The sequence below is a fragment of the Mucilaginibacter sp. SMC90 genome, from assembly GCF_022811725.1.
In the GTDB taxonomy this organism is placed as follows: Bacteria; Bacteroidota; Bacteroidia; order Sphingobacteriales; family Sphingobacteriaceae; genus Mucilaginibacter.
Window position 1 is genome coordinate 6503680 of the sequence record NZ_CP094527.1, and the last position, 11993, is coordinate 6515672.

Consider the following 11993-nt stretch of genomic DNA (forward strand, 5'->3'; position numbering starts at 1 on the left):
TTTAATTACCTGCCGGTGCCTTTATACAGGTACCGGCTTTTTTGATTACGGCAAGCTTACAATTTGGGCAAAAATATTTTCTTATTTTGTAGCATTTAAATCTTTTACCACGTAAGGGCTTTAAAACAAACAACATTTAGCGGAACTAAGTACATTTAATGCATCCACCCCCTCGCATTACCGAAGAAGAGATCGTAAGGCAATGCAAAAAAGGCAGCTTAAAACACCAGGAATTGCTATATAAGCAGTTCTATGGCTATGCTATGGGTATAAGTTTGCGTTACAGTTTAAACCGCGATGATGCTCTTGAGGCTGTAAATGACGCTTTTATAAAAGTATTTAACGCTATAGGCGGATATAATACCGAAAAGCCATTCAAAGCATGGCTCCGTACCATTCTGGTTAACACGGCCATTGACCGCCGGCGTAAAGACCTTAAATTCCAGCTTAATGTTGATTTGGAAAATGCCGCCCCCATCAGGAGCAATATGGGGCCGGTTGATAATTTAAATGCACAGGATATTTTAAAGCTGCTGGTTGAGCTCCCGGCCATACAGCGTACAATTTTTAACATGTACGAGATAGATGGCTATGACCATGACGAAATAGCTACAACGCTTGGTATCCCGGTAAGCTCATCGCGCGTTTACCTGAGCCGGGCGAAAGAACGATTAAGGACTATATTAAGAAAAGAAGCACAAAACCATGGATGATCAGTTGGATAACGACTTAAGAGACCGCATCAGGGAAGTGTTTGATAACTACGAAGACACTACTGCTGATGAAGGCTGGCTGCTGCTCAGGGAAAAATTCCCTGTTCAGGAAAAACAGCGCCGTCCGGTTTACCTATGGTGGGCAAGCGCCGCTGCTGCCCTGTTGCTGTTTTTAAGTATAGGTTTATGGATAGCATCAAATAAAAATAGCATAAATAACAATGATCAAACACTGTCGGTGAAACCTTTGAAACCTGCACAACCACAGACCAACACAACCGACAGCGTTATTCAAAATGCTGCACCTGTACAGCCACCTGTAACGGCCGGGCAACCTGTTGCAACAAATGCAACCAATCTTGCAAGCAATAATAGCGCACAAAGCCCGGTTACAAAACCAAATCCTGCCGGTAATGCAGCAGTAAGCAATCCTAATATTTTTGCGGGCAGCACCTCTTTAAATAAACCGGCAAACAATAGCGTTTTAAATCAACAGCCTGCTATAACACCGGCTATTACGCCGTCCATAGCAGGCCCGGTAAAAACTGACCCGGCTAATACAATTGCAAAAACAAATGCGCCTGTTGTTAACCAGGCCGCTAACAATAGTGCCCTTAACACCCTACCGGTTAAAAAAGCCGATAGTGTAAACACTGTTTTATCGCAAACAAATACACAGCAATTTGCCAATACACCGGCTGTACAGCCTCCGGTTAATAACAATCCGGCTAAAACATCTCCTGTTAACATCATTCCATCGGTAGTAAAAGTTAAACCAAAAGCCAACTCCATGGAAGCATTGCTGGCCAGCGATCATGACCAGGCTAAAAAACCAGACATGGGAGCCGACGAACGCAGGGTAAAATTCAGTGTTTATGCTGCAACGTTCTTTAACTACGCAAAAGGGAGCCAAAACCAGGTAAATGCGGGTGCGGGCTTTACATCGGATATAAGGCTAAGCAAAAACTTTAAGCTTTCGACCGGTTTGGCGCTGGCTCAAAATACGCTTAACTATGATAAAAGCCAGCCTACAGATGCCCGCGCAGCAGTCTCTTTTTCGCCGGCATTAACAGCAGCTTACAATAATGTTGATGAGTTTAGTAAAGTATCGGCTTCGCCAACATTTACAAATTACAATGCCAAATTGGTTGGCTTGGATATTCCGGTTAACCTTAAATATGAGTTTAATCCTCAAAAAAATGACACTTACATTTCGGCGGGTGTAAGCTCGGGTACATTTATTAATGAAGCCTATACGGCAAGTTACAGTTACCCAAGCCTGGCATTAGCTGCAGGTGTACAGCCGCAAACATCCGACGAAACAACACACAAAAGCTTCAATAGCTTTTACTTTGCCAAAACCCTGAATGTGGCGTTCGGTGTCGGTTATCCGCTCGGTAAAACGAATAAACTAATTATCGAGCCATTTTTGAAATACCCGCTTGATGGGCTTGGATCACAACAGATAAAATTTGGAGCAGGCGGTTTAAACCTAAAACTGAACTTTACAACACATAAAAAATGAAAAAGAACCTCCTTATCCTTATCTCGCTGATGCTTGGCGGGCTACAGCTCTATGCCCAAAAATTAGAAGTTTCTGTACAGGCAAACACCGGCTTGTTCCATTTTGCGGGCAAATCATCAGTGGCCACTACACAAGTATTACAGGGTTCAACCACCGGCGATCCAATGAACCGCGCCAATAATCCTTATGGCAATAAAAACGCCTTTAGTTATGGCGGCAGTATCCAGATTCAAACCATTTCAAAAAGCGGGTTTATTGTTGGTTTGCAGGGTGGTTATGAATTATTGAGGAGTAAAGCTGGGATAGACAAGTATACTCCCATAGTATTTCTTGTACCTGGCCCGTATAATATTACAACTAATGATCCCAGTTTCCCGGTAACCGGCGATGTAGCTTTCCAAAACCAAAGCATCAACCTTAACCCCTATGTAGGTTACCGTTTTCAGCTTAGCAAGGTTAATCTTGATATTTTGCCGGGGATGGATATCGGCCTGATATTGGATAGCCGTGATAAAGGCGAGGTAAAAGACAATGACGGTAAAATTTATAAAATTGACTACAAACGAAGCAAAGCACCAACAGATATACGGTTGCGTCTTGGTGCAGTAGCCAGTTACGGCCGTTATGGTTTAAATGCAAGTTTTGCCCATGGTGTAAGCAATTATATGAAAGATGTTGTAGGTGATGCTTCTTTCAATGCACACAGCGAATATTTCAGAATGGGATTAAGTTATCGATTACTTTAAATTTATTTGAACTGGATAGCCTTTACCGGCGAGATCCTGCTTACCAGGGTAGATGGGATAATAAGTACCAGCATACAGATGATCAGTGTACCAATATTGAGGATAATAATATCAAAAAGATCAAATTCAACCGGTACAAATGTCATGTAATACGATGCTTGATCAAGCTTAAAGAAATGGGTATACATTTGGAAATAACCCAATCCTATCCCCAGTAAATTACCCAGCAGCAGGCCCAAGCCAATAAGGTAAGTTGCATTGATCAGGAATACCTTGCGTATTGCCCAGTTGGATGCCCCCATAGCCTTAAACATGCCTATCATAGCGGTTCGTTCAAGAATCATGATAAGCAGTGCCGATATCATATTAATAACAGCTACGGCTACCATCAATACCAGCATCACTACTGCATTAACATCGAGCAGGTTAAGCCATTCAAATATGGTGGGGTAATCTTCTTCAATGGTATATTCTTTCAGTTTTACGGGCAAAACATTTTCAAGTGCTTCGGCCGCCTCGTTAATGTGCTCAAAATCTGACACCCGGAGTTCGTATTGGCCAATCTCGTTGGGCTGCCAGTCGTTAAGGCGATTAATGAGGGATAAAGCACCTATAACAAAGGTTTTATCAACTTCTTCAACCCCTATGTTAAAAATCCCTTTTATTTTAAACTGACGCTTACGGAGCGGTTCCTGTACAAAATACATCAGCAGCTTATCCCCTACCTTAAGTTTAAGCCTGTCGGCTGTTGTTTGCGAAATCATGATTTCCTTTTGCGCTTCAACAGAATCGGCAAAATTGATCACATCTCCCGCAACTATCATTTTTTTAAAATAGTTCCAGTCATAATTTTTATCAACGCCCTTAAGCACCACACCTTCAATTTCGTTGTTGGCCTTAACAATGCCCGGCTTGGTAGCCACCGGCATTACATGGGTAATAAAGGGGCTTTTGAGCGCCCGCTTAACAAAATCGCTGTCGGCAGCAAATGACGAACTCTGGTATGAATTATTCAGGTCAAACTTAACCACGCGAATGTCGCCGGCAAAACCGCGAACTTTATTGCGTATTTCGTGTTTAAATCCTTTAACGATAGCAAGGGACAGTATCATTACGCCAAGGCCCAGCATGATACCTATAATCGCAATACGCACTATCAGTTTTGAAAATGTGCGTTTTGATTTAAATGTTATACGGGCTGATATAAAGGAGGCGAAACTCAATGGCAGACTGATTTTTTGTACCTTCGCAAATATGCGGTTTTGCTGTTAAACCTGCTACTTTTAAAATTGTTTCAACTCAATATTTTATGAATAAGATTTGTGCTTTTTTACGATTTGCCCTGATAACAGTTTTACTTGCTCACAGCGCATGCAGCCAGGCAACCGATTGTAAAAGCTGCAAGACAGCATCCTCATCCAAAAACAAAAAAAACGGGCCAATTACCCCCGGAGCTGATCAAATTCCGCTATATATTAATTATCTTAAGGGAAAAAATATTGGAATGGTGATCAATCAAACTTCTGTTATTGGTAAAAATCTAACTGCCAGTGTAGATAGTTTGGTTCACTCGGGCGTTAACATTAAAAAGATCTTCGGGCCCGAGCACGGTTTCAGGGGTAATGCCAGTAACGGAGCCACAGTTGGCGATGCTAAAGATCCTAAAACTGGACTGCCTGTAATATCATTATACGGCAACAAACACTATAAACCGACACCGGCCGATTTAAAGGGTATAGACCTCATGATATTTGATATACAGGATGTTGGCGTACGTTTTTATACTTACATATCAACCCTGCACTACGTAATGGAAGCATGCGCCGAAAATAATGTAGAGCTGATGATTTTTGACCGGCCAAATCCTAACGGCTATTTGATTGACGGGCCTATCCTGGATACTGCTAACAGGTCATTTGTGGGCATGCACCCTATTCCCATAGCTCACGGCATGACCATTGCCGAATATGCCCAAATGATAAACGGCGAGGGCTGGTTAAAAAATGGGGTTAAATGTAAACTAAAGATCATTAAGGTAGCTAATTACAAACACGATTTACCTTATACTTTGCCTGTAAACCCTTCGCCCAATTTAAACACTCCCATTTCAATTTTATTATACCCAAGCACCTGCTTGTTTGAGGGTACAACTTTTAGTTTGGGCCGGGGTACGCTTGTGCCCTTTGCAGTATTAGGGCACCCTGCGCTGAAAGGAAAATACAGCTTTTCGTTCACACCGAAAAGCATACCAGGCATGAGCGAGTCCCCGCCTCAGAAAGACCAGGAATGTTTTGGCATCGATCTGCAAAATATTTCGCCGGATGAGATTACCGGCACGGGTGCCATCAACCTGAAATGGCTCCTGGAGCTATATAATGCCTTCCCGGATAAAGACCATTTCTTTAACGCTTATTTTATAAAACTGGCGGGTACAATAGAATTGCGAAAACAAATTGAAGCAGGCAAAACCGAAGAAGAGATCCGTGCCAGCTGGCAGCCAGGATTGACTGCATTTAAAGAAACACGAAAAAAATATTTATTATACGAATAACCGAATAAAGCACATCTAATACCTAAACATCTATGAGAATTATATTTATGGGTACCCCCCAGTTTGCCGTTGCTTCGTTAGACGCTTTACTTAAAGCAGGCAGTAATATTGTAGCTGTTGTTACAGCGCCTGATAAACCAGCCGGAAGGGGGCAAAAAGTTAGTGAATCGACTGTTAAGCAATATGCAGTAGCTAACGGATTAAAAGTGCTGCAACCGGAAAAACTTAAAAACGAAGATTTTATTGCCGAACTTAAAGCACTTAAGGCCGACCTGCAGGTTGTAGTAGCCTTCAGGATGCTGCCCGAAGCTGTTTGGAACATGCCCCCTAAGGGAACCATAAACTTACACGCCTCACTATTACCGCAATACCGCGGCGCCGCCCCTATTAACTGGGCGCTGATAAACGGTGAAAAAGAAAGCGGTGTAACTACCTTCTTTTTAAAACATGATATTGATACCGGCAACATCCTGTTCACCGAAAAAATAACCCTTACCGGCCATGAAGATGCCGGCGAACTGCATGACCGCCTGATGAATAAAGGTGCCGGGCTACTGGTAAAAACCGTTAAAGCGGTTGAGAGCGGCAGGTACAACGAACACCCACAATCACAATTAACTGCAGGAACGGAGTTAAAACATGCACCAAAGATTTTTAAGGATGATTGCCAGATAGATTGGACACAGCCTGCCTTGTCAATTTATAACAAAATTCGCGGCCTGAGCCCAGTGCCTACTGCTTTTACTGAGCTTAATGGTAAAAACTTAAAAGTTTACGCATCCGAATATCAGCTATCGGAAACAGATATACAACCCGGAGACTTTTTAACGGATAACAAAACCTATTTGAAGTTTGCAGCGAAGGATGGTTTTGTATTGTTAAAAGACATTCAATTAGAAGGCAAGAAACGTATGGGGATTGAAGATTTTTTGAGGGGAGTGAAATTATAAGAGTTTTACGATTATCAACCCCGGGATCTCTAAAATAAACCCGAGGTTGATAATTATCTGTAATAAAACATAGAATATCTAAGAGCGGGCATAGTGCAAAACATCAGGGTCCTATGCGAGTTTAAATTAACCCATAAAATTTTCCAACCCTAATTTCAACACGTGGCACCTACGGAGCCGAAAAACATGCTCGTTTAGGGCTATAAACACGTGGCCCCGCTGGGGCCGGCAATATTTTATGATATAATCAGCATGGATCATGTGCTATGCGGCCTCAGAGAGGCCACGTGTTTATAGACAAAATTTAAAGAGATATTGGACTCCAGCGGAGTCTCGTAATCGTAAACTTGCTTTCGAACCACTGCTTATTACACATTTAGATTTCGTGGGTGAACTTAAATTCAAAAAGCCACTGATGAATGAAATAAAACGTCGACCGCACCAAGCCAACGCCTTACGTAACTAACTATTAACTGATCTTAAATAAGAACGAGGTGCGTTTTAATCCATTTTAACATGGCAGCAATTATCAGCAGCCGTCTAAATCAATAGCTTTTTTCTGATACCTACTTGCAATTGTAGGTATATGTATTTACCCCCGAACCATTAATTGCCATGCTAACGGGCAAATTTTTATCGTTGTATTGATAAGTAAGGGCCGCGTTAACGTCTGCAGGCTCCCCTCCGGCAACCTGTCTCAATTTGCCTGTAATTTTAACGGGATTATTCTTACTCATAATTGCGCAGCGGCCGGCCCAAAAACGAACCTTATCCAGGTTATACGCACCAAATCCGCTGAAATCTTCGCCTATAAACTTCCAATATTTTGAGATAGCTGTATACGGAGATGGCTTATCATCATAGGTAATGTTCAGCAATTCGTCAGAAGTCTGTTTGTAATCGATCCTGCTCTCGCCCCCGGGATAAACGGTCGTCTTTTTTGACCAATCGTATATGATTTTGGCTTGTGTCACATTATCATTGGCATCATAAACAAAATTGAGTTCATATCTGAAAAGTATAAAGTCCTGAGCATCTGTCGAGCCGCTGCCTGCTAATAAAACTGTGGTAAGGTGTTTCTTGGCATCGTCATACAAAAACTGATACAATGAGTCTCTTCTAAATGTATTAGGCGGATTAGTGGCGGCAAATAATTCATGCATAAATCCGGGATTGCCATCATAAAGATTCCCGCTTCCTCCAGTGTAACTATAGGTAATATTAATATTGCCATAGTAGTGATTTCCATTGCCATCAACCGATGCGGTAGGATAAGCGTCGACAGCTTTAGCAGATGTAATGGTTCGGACAAATGGCCCGTAAAAATAGTTAGGTCCCGTCATTTTGGTAAGAAGACCTTTATCATCATACTCAAAATTGCGCACTCCAAGCGCCTGGTCTATATCGCTTGCTATGGCGCATCCTGTGGGATTTACCACAGTTGGGGTGGGGATTTTAGAAGGTTTTTTGCAACCATACAAAGCGGTTAACAAAAGCCCCATGAACAAGGCGACAAGCAAGGGGCTGTAAGTTCTTATTTTTCGTGCTTCTGAAATAAAAGCTGTGTTTGCATTTTTGCCTGGAAAAGGTAATTGGTATTGAGTGTTGTTAAATGTAAAATGGGTTTTAGATGTTTTCATTACAGGTAGGTTTTGGTTTATTATTATGATTTTATAATCGCTTAAAAAGCTAATCATATAGCTATCGTCAGCGAAAATGTTACCGGCAAATAAACATCATAGGCAAAGGAAGCGCTTACGAGTTTGTTGCAAATACATATGAGTTTGTTGCATTACAAATTTCGTTTTGCTGCATTATATGTCTGAAACAGACATTAGGAGAAATGAGGGAAGGTAGAGAAGATCAAGGCATAAAATCGTCGTTGCGAGGCACGAAGAAATCCCCGACCTACAGGGCCGCTCTGTATAGTTCGCGATTGCTTCGTACCTCGCAATGACATGATGAAGAAGTATATCGGGACACTTTTCCCCTGAAAAATACTTACTTTTTCAATTCATAAGTATTATTGCCCCTATCCACGTCAGGATAAATTTTCTCCGGGTCGATAATAACTTTGGCAACAGTGACCTTTTTATCCCCTGTAAAACTATAAGTACTGGTATACTCCCAAATTTCTACCGGGAATTCACGGTACTCTTTTGAGCCATCGGCATAGGTTATTTCAACAGCCAATGGCATGGCAGCTTTTTCCATATTTTCAATGGTAATGCTTGGTTGGGCACCTGCAGGGCTTTCTACTTTAGTTATTTTTTGATCGAGGCGATAGTTTTCCAAAAACATCGATTTCCAAAACCAGGTAAGGTCTTCGCCGGTTGAGCTGTCTATACTTCTGAAAAAATCCCAGGGCGTTGGGTGCTTATAGGCCCAGTCGCGGATGTATTTTCTGAAAGCACGGTCAAAACGTTCCTCTCCTAAAATATGATTGCGCAAAAGTGCTAAGGAATATGCCACTTTTTGATATTGCAACGGATAAACCTGGTTGCCGGGCAATGCATCGGGCCGGGTGACAATAGGTAATAACTTTTCTGAAAACAAGGAATCAAGCGGACTGTCGATCTCTGCGTAACCTATAAACTCACCTTTATTAAAAGCTTTGACAGCTATTTTGTCAATAAACATATTAAAGCCCTCATCCATCCAGGCGTATTTGCGCTCGTTGCTGCCCACAACCATCGGGAACCAGGTATGCCCCAGCTCATGGTTTACGACAGCAAAATACATATTGCCGGTATCTTTTGCCGAACAAAAAACCATGCCGGGATACTCCATACCATCCAGGTTTGAAGCTACGTTAACCGCCTTGTTGTAGGGATAAGGGAGCCATTTCTCCGAAAAATGCTGTAAGGTAAATTTGATATATTCCGACGAACGTTTCCAACTGCCTTGCTTCTCCGACTCTACCGGGTACACCGAGCTACCCATTACCCGCCTGCCATCGGCAAGTTTAAAACTTAACCCTTCCCAAATAAAAGAGCGCGAGGCAGTCCAGGCAAAATCACGGGTGTTATCCAGCTTAAATTTCCAGGTACAGGTTGCTTTAGCAGGTCTTGACGATGGATCGGTTACTTCCTTCGCAGTACGGATCTGTACGGGTAAATCGCTTTGTTTAGCGGCTTGCCAGCGTTTTAATGCGGTGGGCGTTAATACTTCCTCGGGATTAAGCAGATCACCTGAGCTTTCAACAACAAGCCCTGATGGTACGGTGATGTTAACCTTGAAATTGCCATACTCCAGGTAAAACTCGCCGTTGCCTAAGTACGGCAGCGTGTTCCATCCTTCTACATCGTCTAACACACACATCCGCGGGTACCATTGTGCTACTGCATAGATATTGCCGTTTTTTGTTGGGAGGATATCGGTACGGTTAACCAGGAAATCGGCATTTTTATAGTTTACCGGAAAGTTGTAACGATAGCGGATACTGAAACTGATTGCCTGTCCGCTTAAAAGCGGCTGCGCCAGTTCAAGCTGCATCCGGGTATCATAGATATGATATTTAATATTTCCGCCTTTATTACCTGCAAGCTGCACGTCTTGTATTTGATACCCGCCGTCGGGAGTAGCTTTATCAGGATCCTGGTAAAGGAACAATTTGGATTGGATCCCCCGCGAATCTTTTTTAAATACATTTTGCTCCAATTGTAGCCACAAGGCAGAAAGTGACTTCGGACTGTTATTGGTGTACGTAATGGTAGCCGTGCCGGTGATTACATTGGTTTTATCATCAAGCGCTACGTCAATTGAATAATCGACCTTGTTTTGCCAGTAGGCAGGCCCCGGTTCGCCGGTGGCGGTGCGGTATGAATTACCCGGCGGCAGTAAAGGTAACGCAGGGAACAGATCGGCGGGATTATACTTTGTTTGGGCGAGGGTTATGCCGCTAATAAATAGCAATAGGGCAACAAGAATCAGTTTTATGTTTTGTAGGGGTTTTAACATAATGACAATGAGAAGAGCAAGTGTTTAAAAATTCTACTGCTCAATATAATGAAAATTGATGATCTGTAAAGTATCTTTTGTAGAGACGCATCACATGCGTCTCCCATAGGACAGGTAATATTAGGGCAATTAATCTATTCGTAGCTTGCATGCGAAAGACGCATGTGATGCGTCTCTACAGAGAAAATCTTACGATCCTCCCAAAACCTCCATCACCGCAGCAGCCTTCAACAAACATTCCTCATATTCATTTTCGGCAATAGCATGATAGGTAATAGCCCCACCTGCATGAAAGGACAGGTATTTATCAGAAGAGTTATAAAGTAACGACCGAATCACCACGTTAAAATCAAAATCGCCATCGGGGCTGAAATAGCCGATAGCGCCTGAGTATACGCCGCGCTTGCTGCGCTCGTATTGTTCCATCAGCTGCATGCAGCTCACTTTTGGCGCTCCGGTCATGCTGCCCATGGGAAAAGTATTTTTGATAGCCTGCACATTTGATAAGCCCTCCTGCAATTCGCAAACCACAGTAGAGATCATCTGGTGAACCTGCTTAAAACTATAAATGCCAAAAAGCTCTTCGGTTTTAACAGTGCCGGGGTTGGCCGAACGGGTGAGGTCGTTACGAACCAGATCGACCACCATCACGTTTTCCTGTAATTCTTTGGGATGATTGCGCAGGGTTTGCTTGGCCTGTTCATCAGCCTTAATATCGTCAAGCCTTTTGGCCGTACCCTTTATGGGCTGTGAGATAAGCTTGCTTCCCCTCTTAGCTAAAAAACGTTCGGGCGAAGCACCGAGGATATAGTTTCCATTCCATTTGAAAAAGGTAGAGAAAGGGTTTGGGGAAACTTCGTTTAAACTCCTGAATATATCCAGTGGAGCAAGGATTACATCTTCTGCAAAAAACTCCTGGCAAAAGTTGGTAACATAGATATCGCCACGGGTGATATGCTCTTTTATTTTATTTACCGTATCAATGTATTCCTGCCTGCTAAAGCGGGGCTTTAAACTTATAACAGGCTGCTGACCGGGAATGGTTAACACCTGTTGGTTTATGGCTTTCATGACCATTTCAGGTTCATCTGAATTGATCTCGACCTCATTTTCTCTGATCAAAACAAGATGCTGGGGAATAAAAAAATACAGATCGGGAAATTTTAAGCCATCGGGATTAACGGATGTAAGCGCTTCAATTTCATTTTTAAGATCATACCCCAGGAATCCGGTCATCCAGCCGGGGTTGTTCTCCCTGAACCGTTCAAGCTTATCAAATGCGTTACCTGTGTTCGCTGTAAGTTCAGCACGTGCACCCGCTGCTATCAGTGTATCAAATTTGGAATAGGGATCGTTAAATCCGTTCGAGTCGAGGTAGCAGGCGGCATCAAATATTGACGCCCATTGTAGTGCTTTCTGTTTAAATTCCGGCAAATCCTGTACCTGTACAATCACGCTGCAAAAATAACCAAGTAAATGAAATTAGATTGGTTTAATGTTAATCGATTTGTATGGGCGGTTTCGTTTCGTGGAGACACGAAACGGGGG

The 11993-nt window shown here is 42.6% G+C and carries 9 protein-coding genes; 5 read left to right on the forward strand and 4 right to left on the reverse strand.

What is annotated here, in order from left to right; translation table 11 throughout:
* The first annotated feature begins 158 nt into the window (after nt 1–158).
* Genes MTO98_RS26980 through MTO98_RS26990 form a run of 3 tightly spaced genes read left to right on the forward strand, consistent with a single transcriptional unit; the run spans nt 159 to nt 2984 of the window.
* The gene (locus tag MTO98_RS26980; protein WP_243482091.1) at nt 159–713 is read left to right on the forward strand and encodes an RNA polymerase sigma factor; all 555 of its coding nucleotides are present in this window, start codon (nt 159–161) and stop codon (nt 711–713) included.
* On the forward strand, nt 706–2238 hold the full coding sequence (locus MTO98_RS26985) for an outer membrane beta-barrel protein (protein ID WP_243482092.1): 1533 nt from the start codon (nt 706–708) through the stop codon (nt 2236–2238). Before MTO98_RS26980 ends, MTO98_RS26985 begins: the two co-directional genes overlap by 8 nt.
* On the forward strand, nt 2235–2984 hold the full coding sequence (locus MTO98_RS26990) for a hypothetical protein (protein WP_243482093.1): 750 nt from the start codon (nt 2235–2237) through the stop codon (nt 2982–2984). The genes MTO98_RS26985 and MTO98_RS26990 overlap by 4 nt, the downstream gene beginning before the upstream one ends.
* Before the next feature lie 2 nt (nt 2985–2986).
* Here the strand turns inward: MTO98_RS26990 and MTO98_RS26995 are convergent, their stop codons facing one another.
* A complete protein-coding gene (locus MTO98_RS26995; RefSeq protein ID WP_371825386.1) occupies nt 2987–4138 on the reverse strand; it encodes an ABC transporter permease in 1152 nt (383 codons plus the stop codon).
* Between the two features lie 155 nt (nt 4139–4293).
* Here MTO98_RS26995 and MTO98_RS27000 point away from each other — a divergent pair, with 155 nt between their 5' ends.
* On the forward strand, nt 4294–5535 hold the full coding sequence (locus MTO98_RS27000) for an exo-beta-N-acetylmuramidase NamZ domain-containing protein (RefSeq protein ID WP_243482095.1): 1242 nt from the start codon (nt 4294–4296) through the stop codon (nt 5533–5535).
* A 32-nt stretch (nt 5536–5567) separates the two neighbouring features.
* Nucleotides 5568–6485, forward strand: a complete 918-nt coding sequence (gene fmt, locus MTO98_RS27005) for a methionyl-tRNA formyltransferase (protein WP_243482096.1) — start codon at nt 5568–5570, stop codon at nt 6483–6485.
* Nucleotides 6486–7051: 566 nt separating this feature from the next.
* On the opposite strand, the gene MTO98_RS27010 is transcribed toward fmt, so the two are convergent.
* The 3 genes from MTO98_RS27010 to MTO98_RS27020 all read right to left on the reverse strand — a co-directional run bounded on the left by MTO98_RS27010 (nt 7052) and on the right by MTO98_RS27020 (nt 11900).
* A complete protein-coding gene (locus MTO98_RS27010) occupies nt 7052–8125 on the reverse strand; it encodes a hypothetical protein (protein WP_243482097.1) in 1074 nt (357 codons plus the stop codon).
* Nucleotides 8126–8486: 361 nt separating this feature from the next.
* Nucleotides 8487–10445 (reverse strand): M1 family metallopeptidase, encoded by a 1959-nt coding sequence (locus tag MTO98_RS27015; protein WP_243482098.1) that lies wholly within the window; start codon nt 10443–10445, stop codon nt 8487–8489.
* A gap of 189 nt (nt 10446–10634) precedes the next feature.
* Nucleotides 10635–11900 (reverse strand): anthranilate synthase component I family protein, encoded by a 1266-nt coding sequence (locus MTO98_RS27020; protein ID WP_243482099.1) that lies wholly within the window; start codon nt 11898–11900, stop codon nt 10635–10637.
* Nucleotides 11901–11993 lie beyond the last annotated feature (93 nt).